We start from the raw sequence: 24,777 nt of genomic DNA, 5'->3' as shown, positions 1-24,777 counted from the left end.
TCGTACGGGCACTCACCGGGTCACCGTGACGGTGCCACCGAGGCGGAGGCCGACGGGGCCGCGCCGGCCGCGCCCGTCCCCTCGCCGGCCCGCTCGGCGAGCCCAGGGAAGGCTACGCTCTCCCCGCTCCAGCGCACCGCGCGCACCGCGGCCTCCCGCAGCGCCGCGGCGGCCGCACCGCGCCGCGCGCCCGTCGCCGCCCGCACCAGGTCCGCGTACACGCCGGCCACCCGCTCCTCCAGCCGGGCGGCGAGCCGTACGGCCGCGACCGAGTCCGGCACCGGGAACGGCAGCGCGTACGCGGCGTTCGCGGCGACCGGCTGGCCGCCCAGGTCCCGGACCTCCAGGATCAGCGCGTCCCGGCGCGCCCGGTGGGCGTCGTACGCTGCCCGCGCCTCGGCCCGGCGCGCCGCGCCGATCCGGCCGCCGACGACGCCGTACCCGTACACCGCCGCGTGCTCCGCCGCCAGCGACGCCTGCAGTGCGGTCAGCTCGGCGGCCCTCGCGTCGTCCCTCGCCCTGCCGCTCACTTCGCCGCCTCCGCCAGCAGGTACGCGTGCGCGGCGCCCGCCGCCGCCACCGACGCCAGCAGCCGCGCCGGCTCGCCCGGCACCTCCAGCAGCTCCTTCGCACGCTGGTCGGCGAGGGCGCGCTCGGCGGCGGCCAGCCCGGCCAGCGCGTCCTTCTCGGCGGCCGGCACGGGGGCGGGGGAGGGGGATGCCGGGGTCGCCGTCGTGGGCGTCGCACCGTCCGTGAAGGCCGCGGCGTGGGCGGCGACCTGGGCGCGCAGCGGGCGCAGCCGGTCGGCGAGCCCGGGATGCGCGGCGAGGACGGCGTCGTACCGCTCCAGGAGTGCCCGGCTGTCCCGCGCGGCACGCGCGCGTGCCCGTGCCGTCGCGGACGGGCCGCCGCTGCCGGCGGAGTCCGGGTCGGCCGAACAGCCCGCCAGCAGCGCGGCACCGGCGGCCGAGGTGAGCAGGGATCTTCTGCGCGGCCCCGAGGGGGCGCGCAGGGGTGGCGGGTACGGCACGGCTGACGTCCTCGGGGGGCTCGTACGAACACACGGGCGGGAGCGCGGCCCGCCGTGATCACGGTACCCGTGCACTCCCTCGCTTCATGTCACCGGCTCAGCCCGTCACCACAGCCACCCGAGCTCGAAGGCGCCCCGCCCCACCCCCGGAGGGGACAGCAACACCCCCCGCGACCGGATACCCTTTGACCAGACACGCGACCCATCCCACAACAGCACACGCGGCCGAGGAGTCACCCGGATGAGCACCACCCAGAGCGAGAGGCTGCGAGAGCTGCTGGAACCGCTCGTCACCTCCCAGGGACTGGATCTCGAAGAGATCGCCGTGGACTCCGTCGGGCGCAAGCGGGTGCTGCGCGTGGTCGTGGACTCCGACACCGGAGCGGATCTGGACGCCATCGCCGATGTGAGCCGTGCGCTCTCGGCGAAGCTCGACGAGACCAACGCGATGGGCGACGCGGCGTACGACCTGGAGGTCGGAACCCCCGGCGCGGAGCGCCTCCTCACCGAGCACCGGCACTTCGTGCGCGCCACCGACCGGCTCGTGAAGTTCCAGCTCACCGAGGGCGGCGAGCTGGTCGCCCGGATCCTGGCGGTCGACGAGGACGGTCTCGACGTCGAGGTCCCCGGGGTCAAGGGCCGCAAGGCGACCACCCGCAGACTCGGCTTCCCGGAGATCGACAAGGCGCGCGTGCAGGTCGAGTTCAACCGCAAGGACAAGACCGACGACAGGGCCGGCAAGGCCGACAAGACGGACGAGAACACCATGAAGGAAGAGGAGGAGGCGTAGCCGTGGACATCGACATGAGTGCCCTGCGGGGCTTGGTTCGGGAGAAGGAGATCTCCTTCGACCTGCTGGTCGAGGCGATCGAGTCGGCCCTCCTCATCGCCTACCACCGCACCGAGGGAAGCCGCCGACACGCGCGCGTGGAGCTCAACCGGGAGACCGGGCATGTGACCGTGTGGGCGAAGGAGGACCCCGAGGACCTCGAGGAGGGCCAGGAGCCCCGCGAGTTCGACGACACCCCCACCGGCTTCGGCCGTATCGCCGCCACCACCGCCAAGCAGGTGATCCTGCAGCGGCTGCGCGACGCCGAGGACGACGCGACACTCGGCGAGTACGCCGGGCGCGAGGGCGACATCGTCACCGGCGTGGTCCAGCAGGGCCGCGACCCGAAGAACGTGCTGGTCGACATCGGCAAGCTGGAGGCCATCCTGCCGGTGCAGGAGCAGGTGCCCGGCGAGACCTACCCGCACGGCATGCGCCTGCGGTCGTACGTCGTCCGGGTGGCGAAGGGCGTCCGCGGACCGTCGGTCACCCTGTCCCGTACCCACCCGAACCTGGTGAAGAAGCTCTTCGCCCTGGAGGTGCCGGAGATCGCCGACGGATCCGTCGAGATCGCCGCGATCGCCCGTGAGGCCGGTCACCGCACCAAGATCGCCGTACGGTCCACCCGTTCGGGTCTGAACGCCAAGGGCGCCTGCATCGGCCCGATGGGCGGCCGGGTGCGCAACGTGATGGGCGAGCTGAACGGCGAGAAGATCGACATCGTCGACTGGTCGGACGACCCGGCCGAGATGGTGGCGAACGCCCTGTCACCCGCTCGGGTGAGCAAGGTGGAGGTCGTCGACATGGCCTCCCGCTCGGCCCGGGTGACCGTGCCGGACTACCAGCTGTCGCTCGCGATCGGCAAGGAGGGGCAGAACGCCCGCCTCGCCGCCCGCCTCACCGGCTGGCGCATCGACATCCGGCCCGACACCGAGCAGGCCGGGGAATAGGCGGGGAATAAATCCCGGCCGCAGGTCGCTGAGATCACGACAACAACCGTTCGATCTTTGCCCCAAACGGGTGAGGTCGGTACGGGGAGGTAGACTTAACTGTGTCTGGCCGGACGCACGCCCGAGCATGCCCTGAGCGCACCTGTGTGGGGTGCCGGGAGCGGGCGGCCAAGAACGATCTACTGCGGATCGTGAGGATCGAGGACGCATGCGCCCCCGATCCTCGCGGTACGCTGCCCGGCCGGGGTGCCTATGTACACCCCGCTCTGGTCTGTCTCGACCAGGCGGTACGCCGCCGGGCGTTCCCGCGGGCACTGCGCGCCCCGGGGCCGCTCGACACAAAGGCGTTGCGCCGATACGTCGAGCAGACAACAGTTGTCGAGCAGGCAACACGGTAAGACGTGCCGCGCGGAACCCCGTGCGGCCCTGGTACCTCGCGAGTCGAAAGCAGGTCGAGATTGCGATGAGCACTCGATGAGTACGCGATGAGTACGCCCATGAACTAGCGACGGTCCGGCTTCAACCCGGACCTCAAAGGAGCGAAGTGGCTAAGGTCCGGGTCTACGAACTCGCCAAGGAGTTCGGTGTCGAGAGCAAGGTCGTCATGGCCAAGCTCCAGGAACTCGGTGAATTCGTCCGTTCGGCGTCTTCGACCATCGAAGCGCCGGTTGTACGTAAGCTGACCGACGCCTTCCAGGGCGGTGGCAACGGCAAGTCCGCCGGCAAGCCCGCCCCCCGCAAGGCTTCCCCCAAGCCCGCCGCGCCCTCTCCGGCGCAGGCGGCGCGTCCGGCTGCCCCGGCCCCCAGGCCGGCGGCTCCCAAGCCTTCGACGGCGCCCGCTGCCCAGCAGCCGGCGGCCCCGTCGACCCCCTCGGCGCCCGCGCCGACCCCGGGTCCGCGTCCGGTTCCCGGCCCGAAGCCCGCGCCGCGTCCGGCTCCGGCCGCTCCGGAGTTCACCGCTCCGCCGGCCGCTCCGGCCGCCCAGACCCCGCAGGCCCCGGCCGCGCAGGGTCCGCGTCCCGGTGCCCGTCCGGGTGCCCCGAAGCCCGGTGGCCGTCCGGCTCCCGGCCAGGGGCAGGCCCGTCCGGGTCAGGGTGCCCCGCGCCCCGGTGGCCAGGCCCCGCGTCCGGGTGCCCGTCCGGCCGGTCCGCGTCCGGGTAACAACCCCTTCACCTCCGGTGGCTCCACCGGCATGGCCCGTCCGCAGGCCCCGCGCCCGCAGGGCGGTCCCCGTCCGGGCGGCCCGGGTGCCCCCGGCGCCGGTCCCCGTCCGCAGGCTCCCGGCCAGCAGGGCGGCGGTCCGCGTCCGCAGGCTCCCGGTGGTCCCCGTCCGTCGCCGGCCGGCATGCCCCGGCCGCAGGGCGGCCCGCGTCCCGGCCCGGCCGGTCCGCGTCCGAACCCCGGCATGATGCCGCAGCGTCCCGCTGCCGGCCCGCGCCCCGGTGGCGGCCCCGGCGGCCGCGGTCCCGGTGCAGGCGGTCGTCCCGGCGGTGGCGGCGGCGGTCGTCCCGGCTTCGCCGGCCGTCCCGGTGGCGGCGGTGGCGGCGGCGGCTTCGCCGGCCGTCCCGGCGGTGGCGGTGGCGGCGGTGGCTTCGCCGGCCGTCCGGGTGGTCCCGGCGGTGGCGGCGGTGGCCGTCCCGGCTTCGGCGGTCGTCCCGGTGGTCCGGGCGGTCGTGGCGGCACGCAGGGTGCCTTCGGGCGTCCCGGCGGTCCCGCGCGCCGTGGCCGCAAGTCGAAGCGGCAGAGGCGCCAGGAGTACGAGGCCATGCAGGCCCCGAGCGTCGGCGGCGTGATGCTGCCGCGCGGCAACGGCGAGACCATCCGTCTCTCCCGCGGCGCGTCGCTCACCGACTTCGCGGAGAAGATCAACGCCAACCCGGCGTCCCTCGTCGCGGTCATGATGAACCTCGGCGAGATGGTCACCGCGACGCAGTCCGTCTCCGACGAGACGCTGCAGCTCCTCGCGGACGAGATGAACTACGCGGTTCAGATCGTCAGCCCGGAGGAGGAGGACCGCGAGCTGCTCGAGTCCTTCGACATCGAGTTCGGCGAGGACGAGGGCTCCGAGGAGGACCTGGTCGTCCGTCCGCCGGTGGTGACCGTCATGGGTCACGTCGACCACGGTAAGACCCGACTGCTCGACGCGATCCGCAAGACGAACGTCATCGCGGGCGAGGCCGGTGGCATCACCCAGCACATCGGTGCCTACCAGGTCGCGACCGAGGTCAACGACGAAGAGCGCAAGATCACCTTCATCGACACCCCGGGTCACGAGGCGTTCACCGCCATGCGTGCCCGTGGTGCGAAGTCGACCGACATCGCGATCCTGGTCGTCGCGGCCAACGACGGCGTCATGCCGCAGACGGTCGAGGCGCTCAACCACGCCAAGGCGGCCGACGTGCCGATCGTGGTCGCGGTCAACAAGATCGACGTCGAGGGTGCCGACCCGACCAAGGTGCGCGGTCAGCTGACCGAGTACGGCCTGGTGGCCGAGGAGTACGGCGGCGACACCATGTTCGTCGACATCTCCGCCAAGCAGGGTCTGCACATCGACTCGCTGCTGGAGGCCGTGATCCTCACGGCCGACGCCTCGCTCGACCTGCGGGCCAACCCGAACCAGGACGCGCAGGGCATCTCCATCGAGTCCCGTCTCGACCGCGGCCGTGGTGCCGTGGCGACGGTCCTCGTCCAGCGAGGCACGCTGCGGGTCGGCGACACGATGGTCGTGGGCGACGCCTACGGCCGAGTCCGCGCCATGCTCGACGACAACGGCAACAACGTCGCCGAGGCCGGCCCGTCGACGCCGGTCCAGGTCCTGGGCCTGACCAACGTCCCGGGTGCGGGTGACAACTTCCTGGTGGTCGACGAGGACCGTACGGCCCGTCAGATCGCCGAGAAGCGTGCCGCCCGTGAGCGCAACGCGGCCTTCGCGAAGCGCACGCGCCGCGTGTCCCTGGAGGACCTGGACAAGGTGCTCAAGGCCGGCGAGGTCCAGCAGCTGAACCTGATCATCAAGGGTGACGCTTCTGGTTCCGTCGAGGCCCTGGAGTCCTCCCTGCTCCAGCTGGACGTCGGCGAAGAGGTCGACATCCGCGTCCTGCACCGCGGCGTCGGTGCGGTCACGGAGTCCGACATCGACCTGGCGATGGGCTCCGACGCCATCGTGATCGGCTTCAACGTCCGTGCGGCCGGCCGCGCGGCGCAGATGGCCGAGCGCGAGGGTGTGGACGTCCGGTACTACTCGGTCATCTACCAGGCGATCGAGGAGATCGAGGCGGCCCTCAAGGGCATGCTCAAGCCGGAGTTCGAAGAGGTCGAGCTCGGTACGGCGGAGATCCGCGAGGTCTTCAAGTCGTCCAAGCTGGGCAACATCGCCGGTGTCCTCATCCGCTCGGGCGAGGTCAAGCGCAACACCAAGGCCCGCCTCATCCGCGACGGCAAGGTGGTCGCGGAGAACCTCACCATCGAGGGCCTGCGTCGCTTCAAGGACGACGTCACCGAGATCCGCGAAGGCTACGAGGGCGGTATCAACCTCGGCAACTTCAACGACATCAAGGTGGACGACGTCATCGCGACGTACGAGATGCGGGAGAAGCCGCGGGCCTGATGGCCGACGGTTTGCTGCTGGCCGGCGGGACTGCGGTCCTGTCGGCCAGCGCGCCGTTCCCGGGGGCTTCGCCCCCGGGCAGGAGCGCAGTCCACGGTGCCGAAACCCTGTCGAGTCACCGGCAGGTACGCGGTACCGTTCTTGATGTCCCCGGCCACACGGACCCGGGGCCATCGATCCCGTACCGGCGGGTGAACCGGCTACACACATGTACGTGGGGACTCTGTCCTTCGACCTCCTCCTCGGCGACGTCCACTCGCTGAAGGAGAAGCGCTCCGTCGTCCGCCCGATCGTCGCCGAACTCCAGCGGAAGTACGCCGTGAGCGCGGCCGAGGTGGACCACATGGACCTCCACCGGCGAGCGATCATCGGCCTGGCCATGGTCTCCGGCGACGCGGCGCACCTGACCGACGTACTGGACCGGTGTGAACGGCTGGTCGCCGGACGCCCCGAAGTGGAGCTGCTGTCCGTGCGGCGGCGCTTCCACGGCGACGACGACTGACCACAGAACGCAAGAAGAAGAAAGAACGGGAGACGGACCAGTGGCCGACAACGCGCGGGCGAAAAGGCTGGCGGACCTCATCCGGGAGGTGGTGGCCCAGAAGCTGCAGCGCGGGATCAAGGACCCGCGGCTCGGCTCGCACGTCACCATCACGGACACCCGGGTCACGGGTGACCTGCGGGAGGCGACCGTCTTCTACACGGTCTACGGCGACGACGAGGAGCGGAAGGCCGCGGCAGCGGGCCTGGAGAGCGCCAAGGGCATCCTGCGCTCCGAGGTCGGCCGCGCAGCCGGTGTGAAGTTCACGCCGACCCTGACTTTCGTCGCGGACGCCCTGCCGGACACCGCCCGGACCATCGAGGACCTCCTCGACAAGGCGCGGCAGTCCGACGCGAAGGTCCGCGAGGCCTCCGCGGGGGCAGCGTACGCGGGCGGCGCGGACCCGTACCGCAAGCCTGCCGAGGACGAGGCCGAGACGGACGGCGACGCCGCGGAATGACCCAGAAGCACACCACGCCCGACGGCCTCGTCATCGTCGACAAGCCGTCGGGCTTCACTTCGCACGACGTGGTCGCCAAGATGCGCGGGATCGCCAGGACCCGCCGCGTCGGCCACGCCGGCACCCTCGACCCGATGGCGACCGGCGTCCTGGTCCTCGGCGTCGAGCGCGCCACCAAGCTCCTCGGGCACCTCGCGCTGACCGAGAAGGAGTACCTGGGCACCATCCGCCTGGGCCAGAACACGGTGACCGACGACGCCGAGGGCGAGATCACCTCGTCCACCGACGCCTCCAAGGTGACCCGGGACGCCATCGACGCCGGCATCGCCAAGCTGACCGGCGACGTCATGCAGGTCCCGTCCAAGGTCAGCGCCATCAAGATCGACGGCGTACGGTCGTACAAGCGGGCCCGCGAGGGCGAGGACTTCGAGATCCCCGCCCGGCCGGTGACGATCTCCTCCTTCACGGTGTACGACGTCCGGGACGCCGTCGCCGACGACGGCACCGCGGTGCTCGACCTGGTCGTGTCCGTGGTCTGCTCCTCCGGCACCTACATCCGTGCCCTGGCCCGTGACCTGGGCGCAGACCTGGGCGTCGGCGGCCACCTCACCGCGCTGCGCCGCACGCGCGTCGGGCCGTACAAGATCGACACGGCGAAGACGCTGGACCAGCTCCAGAAGGAGCTGACCGTGATGCCGATCGCACAGGCCGCCGGAGCCGCGTTCCCGCGCTGGCAGGTGGACGCCCGGCGCGCCCGGCTGCTGCTGAACGGCGTCCGGCTGGAGATGCCCGACGCGTACGCGGGCGCCGGTCCTGTCGCGGTGTTCGACCCCGACGGCCGCTTTCTCGCGCTCGTCGAGCAGCACAAGGGCAAGGCCAAGAGCCTGGCCGTCTTCGGCTGAGACACCTGCCACGGGTGTTGCCCGTGGAGCGGCGGCCTGCCACGGGGTGTGCCCCTGCCGCCGCTCCACGGTCCCCCCTCGGTTCCCCCACCTCTAGGGTTATCCAACGGCTCCCGCCTATTCACCCGTCCGGGCAGGCGCTCGGAGTGAACCGGGGGAGCGGAAGGGGGCGCTTTCGCCAGGCGATCTGTCCCGTCGATCATCGCGCACCTACCGTCGGAAAACAGGGCACGCGGTACGGGCGGGAGGTACGGCATGGCGGTACGGGGCCCGCGCACCGGAAGCGGTCGCGGGGCGGCGGCGGACGGCGTGGGGGAGTCGGCGGTCGGCATCGGGGAGTCGGCGTACGGCACCGGGGAGCCGGGGTACGGCGCTGGAGGGGAGCGTCGTGGCCGGGGGCGCGACAGGACCGGCAGGGGCCGCGGGGGCGGTGACGACACCGGGTACGCCACGGGCACTGCTCGCAGCTGTTACACCAGCAACCCCGCCGGCACCGGCTACACCACCGGTACCAGCGGTATCGGCGGCGCCGGCGCCACCAGGGGCGCGGTCGGCGGCGGCACCACCGCAGACCCGGACCCCTCTGACCCCGCCGGCGACGGCCCCGGGCCCAGCCCCAGCCCCGACCCCGCCCTCGTCCTGATCCGCGATCTCGCCGGGCGCCCCAGAGGCGTCGGTTTCCTCGCTGATCACCAAGGGACCCTGATCACCAGCCACGAGACCGTCGACGGCCTGCCCCGGCTCGTACTGCATGCCGCGGACGACCGCACCTGCGTGGTGGCCGCGGACGCCGTCACCCCCCTGCCCGCTCTCGACCTGGCCCTGATCCGCACCGAGGGCCTGGGCCTGGACCCGCTGCCGCTGACCGTGCGGGAGCATGTCGACGCCGGCACGTACGTGCGGCTCCCTGCGGGCTGCTGGCGGGAGGCACGGGTGCTGGCCGCCACCGAGGTGACGTACACCGCCAACGACCGCTTCCACCTCGTCCAGGAGGCGCTGGAGCTGGCCATCGGCACCGCCGGCCAGGACGCACTGCGGCTGGGCGGCGGAGCGGCCGGGGGCCCGGTGGTCGACGCGAGGACCGGGGCGGTGCTCGGCGTCCTCGGCACCGCCCTGCACTCCGCGCAGCGCGACACGGGTTTCGCGGTGCCGCTTCGGCCCGCCGACGGCCCCCTGGCCGAGCTGCTCGCCCGCAACGCGACCACGGTGCCCGCCTACGGCGCCGACCTCAACCTGGCCGGCATCCTGCAGCTGACCGCCACCTCGGCCGGCCAGGACAGCGCGCAGGGCTTCCTCGCAGGTGCCGTGGAACCGGTCGAACGAGGCGATGTCGTACGGGAGTTGCGGGCCTTCACGGACGGTGATCGCACGGTGCTCGGGCTCGTCGGCGCCCCGGGCAGCGGCCGTACGACGGAACTCGCCGCCCTTGCCGCGCGGCGGGCCCACGGCGAGCGGGCAGCCCCGACGTTGTGGCTGCGCGGTGCCGACCTGGACGACGCCGACGACTCCGTGGCCGACGCGGCCCGCCGCACCCTGGAACGGGCCGCACGGATCGTCGCCGCCGCCCGCGCCGTCCACCGTGCCGACCTGGGCGACCTCGGCCCGGAACACCTGGCCCGGCGCGCCGCACGGGCCGGCCGCCCGCTCCTGCTCGTCCTCGACTGCCCCGAGGAGATGCCCCCCGTCCTCGCACACCGGCTGCCCGAGTGGACCAGGGGAACGGCCGCCTGGCTGCGCGAGACCGGGGCACGGCTGGTGGTGGCCTGCAGCGAGGAGTACTGGGAGCGCGCGGGGGCCGAATTCCCCACCGACCTGCTGTACACCCCGCCGGCCCCGGGCCCCGCCACTGCCCCCGCCGATCCGGTGCCTCCGGCCGCTCCGGCGACTCCGATCACTCGACTGCCTTCTGCGACTCCGGTCACTTCGCGGGGCGCCGTGGCGCCCGAGGGACCCGCCGCTCCGACACACGTCGTGACGCCCGCGTTCTGGGTCGGCACCGCAAGTCTCGCCGCGCCGGCGGCCCCCGCCGTCATGTCACCGTCTCCCACGGACGCGGCCGCCATCCAAGCCCCGGCAGCCCCCTCAGCCGCGCAGGCCCCCGGAATCGCAGGCACCATGTCGGCTGCCCAGCCCACATCCGCCGCCCGCGCCACATCTGCCGCCCCCACCTCCACGCCGAGCCCCGCCTGCATGGCGCCCACCGCCCTGCCCGCCCTCGGCGCCACCGCCACCAAGGTCACCAGCGCCGTCATCACCGCGCAGGCCGAACCCCCCGGGCCTCCCGCTCCCCAGGCCACCACGCCGCCGACCACGCCCACCCCCACCGAACCCGCCCGGCCTCTCCCGCCCCGCCTGCACCTCCCCGACCTCACCGAGGACGAGGCGCGTCTCGCCCGGGCCCGCTACTGGATCCCGGACGGGGTCCTGGCCGATCGTGAAGCGCGGCATCCGCTGACCCTGCGCCTCTTGGCCGAGATCCGCGCCGCCGTGCCGGACATGCCGGTCGCCGGGCCGGTCGACCGGCACGAGGTGTTCGCGGCCCACCTGGACCTCATGTGCCTGCGGATCGCGGTCCGGCTCGCCGCCGGCAGCGGCCTGCGCGGCACGGCCGTACGCCGGCTCGCCGCACGCGTCGCCGGGCAGGTGCACGAGGCCGCCCGGCGCAGCCTCGGGCCCGGGCAGGGCGAGCTGGACCGGGAGTCCTTCGAAGCGGTGTTCCCCTGGGGCCCCGCCCCGGCCCGGCTCGGCGGCGGTACCGGTTGGGCGTCCGCCGTCCTCACCGAGGGCCTCCTCGTCCCGGCCGGCCGCGGCTACCGCTTCGCGCACGAGGAGCTGGCCGACTGGATCCAGGGCCTGCACCTCGACCTCGACGAGGCCCTGCGCGCCCTGGTCCACCGTCCCCGCGCCGACCGCGAAGACGCTCCCGTGCCGGTGCCGCACCACCGGATCGGCCCCGTCGTCCAAGCCCTGCTGCTCCTCGCGCGGCAGTACGGACACGACCAACTCGCCCTTCGACTACGTGACTTGACGGACGCCCTGGACCGCGACCCCGGCTCCTGGTGGGGGGCCCGGCTGCTCACCCGCACCCTGCTCCAGGTCCCGGACGCGACCCCGTACACCGAGGTGCTGCGGCAGCTCGCCGACCGCATCGTCGTCTGGCGCCGAGCCCAGCGGCCGGTACCGGCCGAGTTCGGTCCCGCCTTCTGGACCGAGCTGCCGGTCTCCGACACCGAGCGGCTCGATCTGCTGCGCCGGCTGGTGCTGGCCGACCAGGCGCCCCCGGAGGCCGGCGAGCGCTACCTGGACGCCGTCGCCCGGCTGCTCGCCGCCGCCCCCGCCGTCGTACAGCCGCGACTGACGTGCTGGTTCGACGACGAACGGCCGCTGCCCGCGACCCCGCACGCCACCGTCGCGACCGCCGCGCAGGCGCTGCTGCACACCCACCGGCACGGCGCGCTGGACGACCTCACCGAGATCCTGGTGGCGAGCGCGCACCGGCGCGCCGACGAACTGCTCACCACCCTCGCCGAGGACGAGCCGTCGGCCATCTGCCGGGCCGTGGACCGCTGGGCGCACGACGAGCGTCCCGCCCGCCGGGTCGCCGCCGTGGCCTTCGGGCTGCGCGCGGCCCCGCACGTCCGCTCGGCGGCCGACCGCGAACTGCTGCGCTACGCCGCCCTCGCCCTGCTCGCCCGACCCGCCGACTGCACCCTGCACGGCGGCGCCCTCGCCCTGCTGGTGGGCGACCCGCAGACCCGCGACCAGCACCTCGCCGCAGCCCTGCGGCACTTCGCCGACGGCGACCCGCAGTTCCCGCCGGGCGCCCTGGCCCCCGCCCTGGCCACCCACCCCGAACCGGTCCTTGAGGCCTTTCGCGCCCGACTGCGCGGCCCGCACGCACGAGAGGCACTGGGCACCCTGACCGACGTCACGGACCCGGCCCTCGCCCGCCGCGTCGCGGCCCTGGTCCGGGAGGCGGTACGGCTGCACCCGGAGACCGCCGGACACGTCGCCGCCCAGGTCGACCGCCGCCTCGCCCAGGGCCCCACCACCCGCCCGGTCCTGCTGCCGCTGGTCACGGGCCTGCTGGACGACGCCCCCGAACAGCTGCGCGCCGCCCTCGCGACCGTCCTGGCCGCCCCCGGCACCACCGCCTCCCGCCCCCTGCGCCGCGAGCTGCTGGAGTTCCTGCTCGCCCGGGAGCAGGCCCCCTCCGTCCTGGATGCCGTCCTGCACGCGGCGGCCGAGTACGGCTACGGCGCCGGCGACGGCCATGGCGACAGAGCCGGGCATGGCGCTCGGGAGGATCGTGAGGAGTCGGAGGAGCGGGCGGAGCGGGCGCACTGGGAGCACCGTGAGCAGCGGGAGGACCTTGAGGATCGGGAGGAGGGGGAGGCCTGGGAGGAGTGGGAGCAGGAGGCCCGCGGGCTCGTCCACCGCACCGGACTGCTCCTCGTCCGCACGCCCGAAGGCGCCACCCACTTCGACCGCGGCCTGGTCGACCTGGGCCGGCACGTGCCCGGCTTCGCCGCCCGGATGGCCCGCTGGCTGGCCGCCGCCCCGGAGGACTGGGCCGCCGTGGTGGGCCCCAGCACCCGCCGCATGCTGGAGAACCTGGCGGGCGTACGCGTACCGGCCTGAGCCGTGCCCGGGGCGAACGGTGAACGTGCGCCCGGTCACAGCCCTGGTACCGATGCGGGCCCCGGGCACCCGGCATGGCACCCTTAGACCTGCACAAGAGTCAAGACAGACACGGACACGGGTTCGAGGAGCGGTCACAGTGCAGCGCTGGCGTGGCTTGGAGGACATCCCCCAGGACTGGGGGCGCAGCGTCGTCACCATCGGTTCCTACGACGGCGTCCACCGCGGCCACCAGCTGATCATCAAGCACGCCGTCGACCGCGCCCGCGAGCTGGGTGTACCGGCCGTCGTGGTCACCTTCGACCCGCACCCCAGCGAGGTCGTCCGCCCCGGCAGCCACCCGCCGCTGCTCGCCCCGCACCACCGCCGTGCCGAGCTGATGGCGGACCTGGGCGTGGACGCGGTCCTCATCCTCCCCTTCACCACCGAGTTCTCGAAGCTCTCGCCCGCCGAGTTCGTCGTGAAGGTCCTGGTGGACAAGCTGCACGCGAAAGCGGTCGTGGAGGGCCCGAACTTCCGCTTCGGTCACAAGGCCGCCGGTAACGTCGAGTTCCTCGCCGAGCAGGGCAAGACCTACGACTTCGAGGTCGAGGTCGTCGACCTGTACGTCACCGGCTCGGCGGGCGGTGGGGAGCCCTTCTCCTCCACCCTGACCCGCCGCCTGGTCGCCGAGGGCGACGTCGAGGGCGCCCGCGAAATCCTGGGCCGCCCGCACCGCGTGGAGGGCGTGGTCGTGCGCGGCGCCCAGCGCGGCCGCGAACTGGGCTTCCCGACGGCCAACGTCGAGACGCTCCCGCACACCGCCATCCCGGCCGACGGGGTGTACGCCGGTTACCTGCACGTCCAGGGCGAGGCCATGCCCGCCGCGATCTCGGTCGGCACGAACCCGCAGTTCGACGGCACCGAGCGCACGGTGGAGGCGTACGCCATCGACCGCGTGGGCCTCGACCTGTACGGGCTGCACGTCGCCGTCGACTTCCTCGCGTATGTGCGCGGCCAGGCGAAGTTCGACACGCTGGAGGCCCTGCTGGAGCAGATGGCCGCGGATGTGAAGCGGTGCCGGGAGATCGTCGCCGCGGAGGCGTAGGCCCTGAGCGGCAGCGTTTCCTGACTCCTTCCACGGCGAAGGGCGGCCGGTGCGAAGAACGCACCGGCCGCCCTTTTTCCTGTCTCCTGCTCCGTGTTTCCTGCCGTGCTACTGCTGCTGGGGCGGCGCCTGCGGCGGCTGCTGTCCCTGCTGTCCCTGCTGCGGAGGCTGCGGGTAGCCGTACGGCTGGCCGGGCTGCTGCGGCGGGTAGGGCTGCTGCTGGCCGGGTGCCGCCTGCGGGTGGGGCTGCTGGCCCGGCGCGGCCTGCGGGTACGGCTGGCCCTGCTGGGGCGGGTAGGGCTGCTGGCCCTGCGGGTACGGCTGGGCCGGCGGGTACGGCTGACCCGGCATCGGCTGCCCGGGCATCGGCTGGCCGGGCATGGGCTGGCCGGGCATGGGCTGACCCGGCATCATCTGGCCGGGCATGGGCTGGCCCGGCATCGGCTGGCCCGGCATGGGCGGGGCGGCCACCGGGGGCGGGTTGCCGTCGCTGGTCCACAGCCCGTGCGACTGCTGGTGCCGTACGAAGTCCTCGGCGACCAGCGCGGCGAGGTTGAAGTAGGCCTCGCGCGTCCGTGGCCGCATCATGTCGAGGTCGACCTCGGCACCGGCGGCCAGATGCTCGTCGAAGGGCACGACCACGACACCGCGGGTCCGCGTCTCGAAGTGCGACACGATGTCCTCGACCTTGATCATCTTGCCGGTCTCGCGGACCCCGGAGATCACGGTGAGGGACCGCGAGACCAGGTCGGCGTACCCGTGCGCGGACAGCCAGTCAAGCGTCGTACTGGCGCTGCTCGCACCGTCCACGGACGGCGTGGAGATGATGATGAGCTGGTCGGCGAGGTCGAGCACCCCGCGCATGGCGCTGTACAGCAGACCGGTGCCCGAGTCGGTCAGGATGACCGGGTACTGCCGGCCGAGCACGTCGATCGCGCGCCGGTAGTCCTCGTCGTTGAACGTCGTCGAGACGGCCGGGTCCACGTCGTTGGCGATGATCTCCAGCCCGGAGGGCGCCTGCGAGGTGAACCGCCGGATGTCCATGTACGAGTTCAGGTACGGGATCGCCTGGACGAGGTCACGGATGGTCGCCCCGGTCTCCCGGCGCACACGCCGCCCGAGCGTGCCGGCGTCCGGGTTGGCGTCGATGGCGAGGATCTTGTCCTGCCGCTCGGTGGCGAGGGTGGAGCCGAGGGCCGTGGTCGTCGTGGTCTTTCCGACACCGCCCTTGAGGCTGATGACCGCGATGCGGTAGCAGGAGAGCACCGGCGTGCGGATCAGCTCCAGCTTGCGCTGCCGCTCGGCCTCCTCCTTCTTGCCGCCGATCTTGAACCGGCCGCCCGCCGCAGCGGGCCGCCCGCTCTTCGCCTTCTGCCTCTTGTTGTTGAGCAGTCGGTCCGAGGACAGCTCCACGGCGGCGGTGTAACCGAGCGGCGCCGCACCCGGGTTGGTCGGCTGCCGCTGGTCGTGCTGAACGGGCTGCGGCCACGCGGCACCGGACCGCGGATCGACCGGAGCCTGCGGCCCACCGCCACCCTGCCCGGCTTCCGGCCCCTGCGGCCCGTGCAGGTTCTCCGGGGGCTGGGGGAACCCATAGCCACCGGGCTGGGGTTGGGGCTGGGCGTTGGGCGCGCCGGGCTGGGGGAATCCATAAGCTCCAGGCTGGGCCTGCGCGTTGGGGTCGGCTTGCGGCGCCGGCGGCTGGGGGAATCCGTAACCTCCGGGCTGCGGCTGCGGCTGCGGCTGCGGCTGGGGCTGGGCGTTGGGGGTGCCGGGCTGAGGGAACCCATACCCTCCAGGCCGGGCCTGCGCGTTGGGGTCGGCCTGCGGCGCCGGCGGCTGCGGGAAGCCGTAACCGCTCGGCGTGGGAGACCCGGCCGGGACCGGCTGCGGTCCCGGTCCCGCCGTCGGCTGCCCCGGCTGCGGCGCCACAGGCGCGCCGACCTGGTTGCCCTGACCCGGCTGACCCGGCTGACCCGGCTGACCCGGCCCCGGCTGGTCGGCCTGGCTCCAGGCGGCGGGGGCGGGCTGCGGGGCCTGGGGCTGGAACGGCTGCTGCTGTGCGGGTACCTGGCCGGGGCCCTGCGCGGGCGCCGGCTGCGGCTGCCCCGGCATCGGGCCGGGCTGCTGCGGCGCGGGCTGCTGCAGGGGCCACTGGGCCGCCGGAGCGGGCGCCGCGGGCTGGTAGGAGGGCGGCAGCGGGGGTACCCCGTTCTGCGGCGCGGGCGGAGGCGTCCAGGCGGGCGGGGCGTCCTGAGGAACGGGCGGTACGGCGGCCTGGGGCGCGCCGGGCTGCGGGGTGCCGTGGGACTGGCCGGCCTGCGGCTGAGCACCGCTCTCGGGCGTGCCCGGCTGAGAGGCGCCGTCCTGGGTGGTGGTGTCCGCCGCTATGGCGTCCTGGACGACGGCGTCCGCGGGTTCCGAGGCGTCGGACCGGGCGTCGGCGGACTCGGCCTCGGCAGACCCGGCCTCGGCAGACTCGGCCTCGTCGGACCCGGCCTCGGCAGACCCGGGGTCATCGGACTTGGTGTCATCGGCGGAACCTGCCCGAGCACCGGCCGCGTCCCCGGCCCCGGTGTCGCCCTCGGCCTGAACCTTGCTCACGGCGTCGCGGTCACCCGGCTCCTCACCCCCGTCGGCGCCGGAGCTGTCAGGGTGCTCCGCCTCCCCGGCTCCGTCGGAGGCGGCTGCATCGCGCCCGGGGCGGTCAGTCCCGACGACCCCGTCCCCGGACTCCTCGCCCGCCGGCTCCTCGGAGCCCCGCGGTGCTGCCACGGGATCCGGCGCGGGCTCCTCGGACGCAGCGCCCTCGGCACCGGCGGACGGCGTGGTCGCCCCGTCGCCCGCAGCCGTACCCGCAACCCCGGCGGAGCCCTCGCCGCCGGACCCGGCCTCCTTCGCGGCTGCCGCCGCGCGCTCGGCGATCTCGGCCATCTCGCGTTTCAGGGCCACGGCGGAGAACCGCATGGTGGCCCCGCTCTCCAGGTCCCCGTTGCCCGTCTCCGGCCCGACCGCCGCAGCCGGCGCCACGGCCTCCGGCTGCGCCTGCGGGACGGGCTGCGCCTGCGGGACGGGCTGCGCCTGCTGCAACTCGAACCCGTCCGGCACCTTCTGCATCGGCACGGGATTCCCGACGGGCGGCACGGGGGCGGCGTACGGCGCGGAGTGGGGTGGCGGGGGCGGCGGCATCGGGGCCGACGAAGGCGCGCCGGACGGACCCGACGCGTTCTGCGTGTACCAGGCGGGCGGGGCGTAGTCGATGGTGAACTCGCCCGTCATCTCGATGGCGGACTCCGCGTCGGTCTGGTCGTCGTCGGGTGTGTCCCAGCCCCCGCGGATCCCGTCCCGATCGCTGTTCACAGTTCCTCCTGGTGGTCGAACACCCTCATGCCGTGCTTGGGGGCGACCGTTCCTGTCGTACGATTCGCCGGGCTTCCCCCTTGGGTCACTGGACCCCTGCGTCGCAGAGCGCGCACCACCCGCTCGCGGGGGCTCGCGACGTGCCCGACCCCAGCCTAATCACCAAAACGACGCGGCTGGCAGGCCCGTCCGCCCCTTCCTGCCCGTCCGACGCGTCACACCGGGCCCGAGACCGCCACGGCGTATGGGTGCGTACACCAAAACGTGACGAAGACGCATCGGAATTCGCCCACGGAAGCGGGCGAATTCAGGCGACAACCCGCGAGTGCACGTGAAAACCGGTCAAGTTGGGTGCTTCTCAGTCCATCCGGCGTGCCACGCCCAGCAGTCCTGTCTCGGCGTCGGTCGCCCGCGTCACCACGTACTGCCGGTCCCGCTCCGTGCACCAGAGCGTCACACCGTCCGGAAGCGTGGGCAGCGTTTCGAGTTCGGGACGCGGGAGCCCCATCACCCGCCCGATCTCCGCCGCCTCGTCCGGCGACACCCGCTGCACGCCCACCAGACGCGCCTGACGCATCAACCGCGGCGCGACCGGGCTCAGATAGGGCAGCAGTGTCAGCACGGACTGCCAGGGAGCCGACACCACCCGTCCGCGTGGCGGCCGCATGCCGCAGTCCCGCACCACCAGCACCGGTGTACCGGCCGAGGCGCCCTGCGGGGGCACACGGCCGACGTCGTACACCGCGAGGCCGTTCTGCCCGCCGCCCATGGCGTGCACCATGGGCATCCAGGCCTGCGCGCGTCCGGTCTCCACAGCCACCCGCGCCCCTGTCGCTGCCGCCCGCAACGCCATGACCTGTGCGGTCCACAGACCGCCGATGAGCACGATGTCGTAGGGCGTGGGACGGTTCACCCCGAGCACGGCGGGCTGGCCCTCGGCGTTGACGCCGACCACCACGCCGTCGTCGCCGATGGGCAGGGACAGGGCGTCGGCCTGTTCCACGGGCAGCGCGTGCCGCGGGTGGCGGGGGCCCAGGAGGCCGAAGCCGGTGCGCAACCGCTCGCCGAGGCCGGGCGCCGACGTGGTGGTGCGCGACGGCGCGGACGATGTCGACGGGGCCATCAGCGGGCACCTCCAAGCGGCAGGGTGGCCAGAACGCCGGGGAGTTGTTCACGGTCCAGACGCGCGAGTGCGGTCCGCGCCTCGCGTGCCGCACGTTCGAGATCGCGGCGTGCGTCGGTCAGTTCCTGGTTGCTGCGGCCGGTGATCCGCACATGGCCGGTGATGGCCACGTCCTGCTGCGCACCCTTGGCCAGCGTCAGACTGAAGGTCGTCGCCAGTGCGGGGACCTCGGTCAGCCGGGCCACCAGCTGCGCCAACGACCCGTCGGCACCGCCGAGTTGGGGCCAGCGGCGCACCCAGTAGGTGGTGTGCCGACGGTTGTCGCAGCGCCAGCTGCGGCTGGACTCCTCGGTGCGACGCTGCGGCGCCTCCCCCCGCCCGGCCTGGGCCGTCACCATGGGGTTGGCGCAGGCGGACGTGGCGATGGCCGCCGTCAGTTCCTCCTCGGTGAGCACGCTCGCCTGGAAGCCGGCGCCGGTCAGCCGGCTCGCCAGGTGCTCGGCCGCGCGCGTCAGGCACTTCTGCGCGCCCGGCAGCCCGCCGCCGCGCGCGGCCACCGCCTCCGGGCACAGCTCGGGATCGAGCTTCAGCGCGATCCAGGTGATGCGCACGGCAGGGGAGCCGGTCTGGGCCTGCAGCGGCGCGTAGTTGCTGACCACGACCGACTGCTGGGGCAGGTGCAACGCGGGCGCGGGCTGGGTGTGCACCACGATCTGCGCCGACTCCAGCCGGATCCCGTCGACTTCGAGGACGTCCCGTACCAGGGCCACCGGCAGCGGTCTGCGGCCGCGCTCCGCACGCAGGGCGTCGGCGTCCGACTCCACCTGGAGCACCGCGGTCAGAAAACCACCGTCGCCCACCATGCCGATCGGCCGCTGGTCGCGGTCGTCACCGCGGCTGTAGCTGTACGTGCGCAGGGTCGGGTCGCACTCCACGGCGGGCGCGAGACCGGAGTCGGTTCCCGAAGGCACCGGTGTGCTCGCCGCCCGCCGCTTACGGGCCCGCAGCGCCAGCAGGGTGCTGAGCCATTCCGGCAGGGAGCGCCCCCGGCGTCGTACGACGGCGAGCACCACGAACAGTACGGCGACGGGAGCCACGGCGATCAGCGCGATGGTCCCCATCAGCCACCCGCACACCAGGAGCGCGGCCGCGATCTCCAGCAGTACCAGCCGCTGCAGCGCGAACGAACCGCCACGACCCGAGCGGGACTCCAGATGCGGCGAGAAAGCGCCCTGATGGGGCGTCGGTGCCTGCTGGACGGTGGTCAGGGAGGAAGAGTCGCCGCGGCCACCCGACCGGCGCGCACGATGAGGTCGTGAGCCCGATTGCGATCGCGACCGGGTCCGCGTTGCGGAAGCCATCACTCCAAAACCCCCGAACTCACCCGGAAACCCTTTCAGCTCCGGTCCCTTCAAGCCCTGAGCACCCTACCCGTGCCACACGCACGTCCACGCAACAGGCATAGTAGGGGGCGGGTCTGACAGTCGAGTCACCAGAGGCAACCGAGGGCGGGGGACGGATCTTCACAGGTTCCCCACGGCTCCGCAACGGGGAGAGAGCGGACACAGATGGCATCACGGCGGGACGAACTCAACGCCTACACCTTCGCGAAGCGCCGCACGCTCGCAGCATTCCTTCAGCCTTCGCCCTCCGGCTCGGAGGAAGGCGCTCCCAAACCGCTGGGCGCACTGGTGCCCGGCCTCGTCGTCGGCGCCGTCGTCCTCGCGGTGTTCGGCGCGATCGGCATGTTCAGTCCGACGGCGCCCAAGGGCTGGGACGACCCGGAAAAGCACGTCATCGTCGCGAGCGAGTCGACCACGCGTTACGTCGTGCTGAAGACGGGCAAGCAGAAGCAGCTGCACCCGGTCCTCAACATGGCTTCGGCCAAGCTGCTCCTGAGCCCCGACAACGACAGCGTCATCACCGTCGACGAGAAGGTCCTCGACAGCGGAAAGCCCCCGCACGGCGTCACCATCGGCATCCCGTACGCCCCGGACCGTCTGCCCTCCCCGGACGAGGCCTCCTCAGCCAAGCGCTGGGCGGTCTGCGAACGCCCCGGCGAGGGCGGCCGGGCCATCCAGAAGGCGGCGTTCGTCCTCGCGAAGAAGGAATGGTCCACCACGGAGGGGCCCGACAGGCTCACCCGTGGAGATCTGATGTACGTCGTCGGCCCCGACGGCAAGACGCAGTACGTCGTCGACGCGCAAGGCACGGCGTACCAGATCGCCGCTCCCGGCGACAAGGAACTGCTCAAGGCCCTCGACACCCGCGGCCGCGCCCCGCAGCGCGTCTCCCAGGAGTGGCTCGACACCCTGCACAAGGGCGACCCGGTCTCGATCCCGAGGATCCAGGGCACGCCCGGTGCGAAGGCCGGCGCCGGGATCGTTCCGGCGCAGTACGACAAGGTCGGCGAGGTCATCAAGGCGTACGACGGCCAGAGCCTGCAGTACTACGTCGTACTGCAGGGCAAGGTGGCCCGCGTCTCCGAGTTCACGGCCACGCTCCTGCTCAACAGCCCCCAGCTCCTCAGGGTGGGCCAGGCGGGCGAGGCGCAGCAGGTCAGCCCCGGCGCGGTCGCCGACAGCACGACCTTCCGCATGAGCAAGAACTGGCCGACGTACAAGCCGAACACGGTGAACGACGGCTCCAGCGCCACCAGCGGCCGCAACACGGTCTGCAACGTGCTCCGGTCGGTCGGCGCCAAGGGCAGCACCACCCTGTCGACCTGGGTGGGCAAGGACTTCCCCGCCCAGCTGCCCACCGGCTCCTCCAGCGGGTATGTGACCCCCGGCTCCGGCCAGCTCTACCGTCAGTTCCAGGGCACGGAGACCACGGTCGGCGGCGTCTTCCTGGTCACCGACACCGGCCTGCGCTACGCCCTCCAGTCCAACAGCGACAACGACTCCAAGAACGAGGGCGTCGGCACCTCCGCCAAGAAGCGCAAGGAGGAGCTGCAGGAGGCGAAGATCGCCCAGACCCACCTCGGCTACGCGCAGGTGACGCCCACCCCCATCCCCATGCAGTGGTCGACGTTCCTGCCGACGGGACCGCGTCTGTCGGAGGCGGCGGCCCGGCAGCCGCAGGGCTCGTAGCGGCGGCGCGGAGGAGAACGGAATCATGCTGAAGGCGAAGGCAAGGACGCCGGGAGCCAGGACATCGGCCACCGCGGCAAGAGCGGCGGCCCTGACCGCCGCGGTGGCCCTCACCGCCACGACGACGGCGATCGCCCTCCCCGCCGCCCCGGCCCTGGCGGACGACGGCCAGTGCACCTTCCCGTCCAAGCCGTACACGGGCCGGCCGTGGGCGCTGCAGCGCGTCAACCTCGATGAGCTGTGGGCGCAGTCGACGGGCAAGAACGTCCAGGTCGCCGTGATCGACACCGGAGTCGACGTCAAGAACCGGCAGCTCACCAAGGCCGTGGACGCGTCGAAGGGCGAGAACCTGCTGCCCGAGAAGAACTCCAAGGGCGAGAAGATCGACCGCGGCAACAAGTCGGGCACCACGGACACGGTCGGCCACGGCACGCGCGTGGCCGGCATCATCGCGGCCCGCCCGATGAAGGGGACGGGCTTCGTCGGCCTGGCCCCGGACGCGGTGATCATCCCGATCAAGCAGAACGACGCAGAAGGCGACGGCACGGCGGACACGCTGGCCCAGGCCATCCGCGACGCGGTCCGCGCCGGCGCGGACGTCATCAACATCTCCCAGGACACGGCCAAGGCGCTCGACCCGAGGAACTCGAAGCTGAAGGACGCCGTCGACTTCGCCCTGGGGCAGAAGGTCGTCGTGGTGGCCTCGGCCGGCAACGACGGCCTGGGCGGCAACGTCAAGCGGACCTACCCGGCGTCGTACGAGGGCGTCCTGGCCGTGGCCGCGTCCGACCGCAACAACGAACGGGCGCCCTTTTCACAGTCCCAGGACACGGTGGGCGTCGCGGCACCCGGCGTCGACATGATCTCCACAGTCCCGGGCGGCGGCCACTGCTCGGACAACGGCACGAGCTTCTCGGCCCCCTATGTGGCGGGCGTGGCCGCCCTGTTGAAGTCCAAGTACCCCAACTGGTCGGCCCAAGAGGTCGTCGCCCAGATCGAACAGACCGCGGAACGCTCGATCCCGGGGCATGACCAGCTGGTGGGCTGGGGCGTGGTGGACCCCGTCAAGGCACTGACGGACGTCGACCCGGAACATCCCGTCCAGTCCCCGAAACCCGAGGGCGGCGTGTCCAAGGGCGAGGCCCCGTCGGTCACGCCCCTGCACTTCGGCGAGACGGCGGAGGAACGGAACTCCCGTATGGCGATGTACGTGGTCGTCGGCGGCCTGGTCCTGGTGGCGGCCCTGAGCGGTACGGCGGTGGCGGTACGGGACGCACGCCGCAGGCGCGGGAGGCAGGCGGAGGCCGGCCGGTGAACGCCCTGGACAAGCTGAACGTGCTGGGCCTGGCCGTGTCCGCCGTGCTGCTGGCCATGGCCTGCGTCAAGGCGGACCGGGTGCGGTCCTGGCGCTCGAACATCAACCCATCGGCACCGGAGCTGCCCGACGGCGCCTTCGTCGCCGCACGCGTCCTCTTCGTCACCCTGGCCGCCATCGGCATCTACACGGCGATCCAGGGCTTCGGCGTCTCCGACGACACGTCATGGGACGACAGCGAGCTGACCAGCGCGGTGCAGCAGGCCGTGGACGACTTGGACGGCTACACCTTCACGGCGGACGACTCCGGCACGCCGCTCTCCTTCGACGACTACACGTCGCTGCTGAAGGACAAGGTCGTCCAGTACGGCGGCGGCGACGCCCCCCAGACCGGCGTGACCGTCACCCCGGCCGACACCGACACGTACGACGACGCGCACCTCACCGTCACGGCGGCCGGTACGGATGCGGCCTTCTGCACCCGCATCGAGCGCACCCGCTCCAAGAAGGACGACTACACACCGCCGGGCATCACCGGCGGGGAGGGCTCACTGACGTACCGGGGATACAGGCTCAGTGCGACGACGCAGAAGGGTGAGTGCTGAGGGGAGTGGCGGCAGGCCGACAGACCTGCCAGACCTGCCAGACCTCACGGACGGCCTGCCGAAGATCACTCCCCGCCGGGTCCAGCAGGACATGAGGACGGTGTCCCGCGCCGAGATCGGTTGGCGGATCACTTGGCGGATCAGTTGGCGGATCAGTTGACGGCCGGAGAGGCCTTGTCGTCGGCCTTGATGTCGAAGTTGATCCGGCCGTCCTTCACCGAGGTGACGGTGACGGTCACGCCCAACGTGCTGCCGTCCTCAGCGGTCAGCTTGCAGCGGGTGCTGGTGCCGACCTTCCCCGTGAGGTCCTCGGGGCAGCTGATGTGCGGCTTCGGCCGGCCCGTCTGTGCGGCGAGCCGCTCGGAAACCGTGGTGGCCAGCTTGTCGGCGGACACCTTCGGCTCGGACTTCCCCACACTCACCGAGCCCGAGCAGCCGACGAGCAGCGTACCGGCGGCCACGGCCGAGAGAATCGAAACAGCTGTGGTCGTCCGGGCTTTGGACATTGCAACACTCCGCGTCGGCTCGTGATGAAAAGAAGACCCGGAAAGCATACGCGGCGAGGGCCTGTGGCGTGCTGAACGGCTGTCCGGGCGTTTGCCGTTGCAGGCGATGCTCCATAAGTTCTCCACTTTCTCCGCGAATGGTCCGCGACGCCTGAAAGTCCGGCGTAACCGGTGAACGAAGTACGCCCGCGTCACTCACGAGAGTGAATCCGAAGTCGACGAAGTGACGTAATGGCCCTGAATTTGCGGGCAGTTGACTGGCCTGTGACGCTGGTGGCGCCGAGTGGCAGGAGCAGTGCGGGGCGATGAGCTCGACAATCGCATGATGATGTTGGTGCTAGCGTGTGCGGCGCCGCCAAGGCACCCATGAGCGGCCGCAGTTGAAAGAGAGGGAGCGGGGGATTTCGTTGACTGCTGATCTCGGAGTGGGCCCAGGAGTCCTCAAGAAAGGCGCTTCGGACATTCTGGAATGCCTCGTGCCGGTCCAGAAGGTCGACCTGAAGGACCCGGCCGAGCAGGGCTCTTCGCTGGGCGATGATTCGGCGTCCGGCGCACTGGTCACGTTCTGCGCCACCTGGCAGTTGGGGGCCCAGTTTCTCGCGGATTCCGCCGCAACCCTGGCCGGCGGGCTGAACAAGGCCAACAACGACTACACGGAGACGGACGAGGCGATCCGTGACGCGGTGAATGCGGTCAAGTCGGATCTGAGTTAGGGACAGGGAATCCGCA

Annotated in this window: 19 protein-coding genes; 13 read left to right on the top strand and 6 right to left on the bottom strand. The window is 72.6% G+C overall.

Features of this window, described 5'->3' with window-relative positions:
- Positions 1-20: 20 nt before the first annotated feature.
- Both ACZ41I_RS24550 and ACZ41I_RS24545 read right to left on the bottom strand, forming a co-directional pair.
- Entirely contained in the window at positions 21-530 is a 510-nt protein-coding gene (locus tag ACZ41I_RS24550) for a ferritin-like domain-containing protein (protein WP_399770973.1), read from the bottom strand.
- On the bottom strand, positions 527-1,030 hold the full coding sequence (locus ACZ41I_RS24545) for a hypothetical protein (protein WP_468515065.1): 504 nt from the start codon (positions 1,028-1,030) through the stop codon (positions 527-529). Before ACZ41I_RS24545 ends, ACZ41I_RS24550 begins: the two co-directional genes overlap by 4 nt.
- A 241-nt stretch (positions 1,031-1,271) precedes the next feature.
- Here ACZ41I_RS24545 and rimP point away from each other — a divergent pair, with 241 nt between their 5' ends.
- The 9 genes from rimP to ACZ41I_RS24500 all read left to right on the top strand — a co-directional run bounded on the left by rimP (position 1,272) and on the right by ACZ41I_RS24500 (position 14,047).
- On the top strand, positions 1,272-1,820 hold the full coding sequence (gene rimP, locus ACZ41I_RS24540; protein WP_468515064.1) for a ribosome maturation factor RimP: 549 nt from the start codon (positions 1,272-1,274) through the stop codon (positions 1,818-1,820).
- Positions 1,821-1,822: 2 nt separating this feature from the next.
- On the top strand, positions 1,823-2,809 hold the full coding sequence (nusA, locus tag ACZ41I_RS24535) for a transcription termination factor NusA (RefSeq protein WP_363217624.1): 987 nt from the start codon (positions 1,823-1,825) through the stop codon (positions 2,807-2,809).
- 101 nt (positions 2,810-2,910) lie between these two features.
- Entirely contained in the window at positions 2,911-3,207 is a 297-nt protein-coding gene (locus ACZ41I_RS24530) for a YlxR family protein (RefSeq protein ID WP_363217625.1), read from the top strand.
- A gap of 146 nt (positions 3,208-3,353) precedes the next feature.
- Positions 3,354-6,416: a translation initiation factor IF-2 gene (gene infB / locus ACZ41I_RS24525; RefSeq protein WP_468515063.1), complete on the top strand. Its 3,063-nt coding sequence runs from the start codon at positions 3,354-3,356 to the stop codon at positions 6,414-6,416.
- Positions 6,417-6,624: 208 nt separating this feature from the next.
- Positions 6,625-6,918, top strand: coding sequence for a DUF503 domain-containing protein (locus ACZ41I_RS24520; RefSeq protein ID WP_067008837.1), 294 nt, complete (start codon positions 6,625-6,627; stop codon positions 6,916-6,918).
- Between the two features lie 40 nt (positions 6,919-6,958).
- Entirely contained in the window at positions 6,959-7,417 is a 459-nt protein-coding gene (rbfA, locus tag ACZ41I_RS24515; RefSeq protein ID WP_363219960.1) for a 30S ribosome-binding factor RbfA, read from the top strand.
- On the top strand, positions 7,414-8,319 hold the full coding sequence (gene truB / locus ACZ41I_RS24510) for a tRNA pseudouridine(55) synthase TruB (protein WP_468515062.1): 906 nt from the start codon (positions 7,414-7,416) through the stop codon (positions 8,317-8,319). The genes rbfA and truB overlap by 4 nt, the downstream gene beginning before the upstream one ends.
- Before the next feature lie 255 nt (positions 8,320-8,574).
- Positions 8,575-12,960, top strand: a complete 4,386-nt coding sequence (locus ACZ41I_RS24505; protein WP_468515061.1) for a hypothetical protein — start codon at positions 8,575-8,577, stop codon at positions 12,958-12,960.
- A 139-nt stretch (positions 12,961-13,099) separates the two neighbouring features.
- Complete coding sequence (locus ACZ41I_RS24500; protein ID WP_399770987.1) at positions 13,100-14,047, top strand: bifunctional riboflavin kinase/FAD synthetase; 948 nt, start codon at positions 13,100-13,102, stop codon at positions 14,045-14,047.
- A gap of 108 nt (positions 14,048-14,155) precedes the next feature.
- On the opposite strand, the gene ACZ41I_RS24495 is transcribed toward ACZ41I_RS24500, so the two are convergent.
- The 3 genes from ACZ41I_RS24495 to eccE all read right to left on the bottom strand — a co-directional run bounded on the left by ACZ41I_RS24495 (position 14,156) and on the right by eccE (position 19,891).
- Positions 14,156-17,407 (bottom strand): SCO5717 family growth-regulating ATPase, encoded by a 3,252-nt coding sequence (locus tag ACZ41I_RS24495; protein ID WP_468515060.1) that lies wholly within the window; start codon positions 17,405-17,407, stop codon positions 14,156-14,158.
- 358 nt (positions 17,408-17,765) lie between these two features.
- Positions 17,766-18,530, bottom strand: a complete 765-nt coding sequence (locus ACZ41I_RS24490; protein WP_363217925.1) for a hypothetical protein — start codon at positions 18,528-18,530, stop codon at positions 17,766-17,768.
- The gene (eccE, locus tag ACZ41I_RS24485; protein WP_468515059.1) at positions 18,530-19,891 is read right to left on the bottom strand and encodes a type VII secretion protein EccE; all 1,362 of its coding nucleotides are present in this window, start codon (positions 19,889-19,891) and stop codon (positions 18,530-18,532) included. The genes ACZ41I_RS24490 and eccE overlap by 1 nt, the downstream gene beginning before the upstream one ends.
- Before the next feature lie 207 nt (positions 19,892-20,098).
- Here eccE and eccB point away from each other — a divergent pair, with 207 nt between their 5' ends.
- The 3 genes from eccB to ACZ41I_RS24470 are packed head-to-tail and all read left to right on the top strand — an operon-like array spanning position 20,099 to position 23,542.
- Positions 20,099-21,622 (top strand): type VII secretion protein EccB, encoded by a 1,524-nt coding sequence (eccB, locus tag ACZ41I_RS24480; RefSeq protein WP_468515058.1) that lies wholly within the window; start codon positions 20,099-20,101, stop codon positions 21,620-21,622.
- A 25-nt stretch (positions 21,623-21,647) separates the two neighbouring features.
- Positions 21,648-22,937, top strand: coding sequence for a type VII secretion-associated serine protease mycosin (mycP, locus tag ACZ41I_RS24475; protein ID WP_468515057.1), 1,290 nt, complete (start codon positions 21,648-21,650; stop codon positions 22,935-22,937).
- On the top strand, positions 22,934-23,542 hold the full coding sequence (locus tag ACZ41I_RS24470) for a hypothetical protein (RefSeq protein WP_468515056.1): 609 nt from the start codon (positions 22,934-22,936) through the stop codon (positions 23,540-23,542). Before mycP ends, ACZ41I_RS24470 begins: the two co-directional genes overlap by 4 nt.
- Before the next feature lie 152 nt (positions 23,543-23,694).
- Here ACZ41I_RS24470 and ACZ41I_RS24465 read toward each other — a convergent pair whose 3' ends face one another.
- Positions 23,695-24,048, bottom strand: a complete 354-nt coding sequence (locus ACZ41I_RS24465; protein ID WP_399771004.1) for a DUF4333 domain-containing protein — start codon at positions 24,046-24,048, stop codon at positions 23,695-23,697.
- 476 nt (positions 24,049-24,524) lie between these two features.
- Between ACZ41I_RS24465 and ACZ41I_RS24460 the strand changes: the two genes are divergently transcribed.
- A complete protein-coding gene (locus ACZ41I_RS24460; protein WP_468515055.1) occupies positions 24,525-24,761 on the top strand; it encodes a hypothetical protein in 237 nt (78 codons plus the stop codon).
- Positions 24,762-24,777: the final 16 nt, after the last annotated feature.

The organism is Streptomyces sp. NPDC030799, assembly GCF_055572255.1.
The sequence above is the reverse complement of the archived record's forward strand: the minus strand, read 5'-3'. Positions and strand labels throughout refer to the sequence as shown.

Excerpts from the sequence above, each read along its gene's own strand:
- mycP (WP_468515057.1), top strand. The coding sequence starts at position 21,648 with ATGCTGAAGGCGAAGGCAAGGACGCCGGGAGCCAGGACATCGGCCACC.
- eccE (WP_468515059.1), bottom strand. The coding sequence starts at position 19,891 with ATGGCTTCCGCAACGCGGACCCGGTCGCGATCGCAATCGGGCTCACGA.
- ACZ41I_RS24490 (WP_363217925.1), bottom strand. The coding sequence starts at position 18,530 with ATGGCCCCGTCGACATCGTCCGCGCCGTCGCGCACCACCACGTCGGCG.
- ACZ41I_RS24505 (WP_468515061.1), top strand. The coding sequence starts at position 8,575 with ATGGCGGTACGGGGCCCGCGCACCGGAAGCGGTCGCGGGGCGGCGGCG.
- rimP (WP_468515064.1), top strand. The coding sequence starts at position 1,272 with ATGAGCACCACCCAGAGCGAGAGGCTGCGAGAGCTGCTGGAACCGCTC.
- truB (WP_468515062.1), top strand. The coding sequence starts at position 7,414 with ATGACCCAGAAGCACACCACGCCCGACGGCCTCGTCATCGTCGACAAG.
- ACZ41I_RS24465 (WP_399771004.1), bottom strand. The coding sequence starts at position 24,048 with ATGTCCAAAGCCCGGACGACCACAGCTGTTTCGATTCTCTCGGCCGTG.
- ACZ41I_RS24520 (WP_067008837.1), top strand. The coding sequence starts at position 6,625 with ATGTACGTGGGGACTCTGTCCTTCGACCTCCTCCTCGGCGACGTCCAC.
- eccB (WP_468515058.1), top strand. The coding sequence starts at position 20,099 with ATGGCATCACGGCGGGACGAACTCAACGCCTACACCTTCGCGAAGCGC.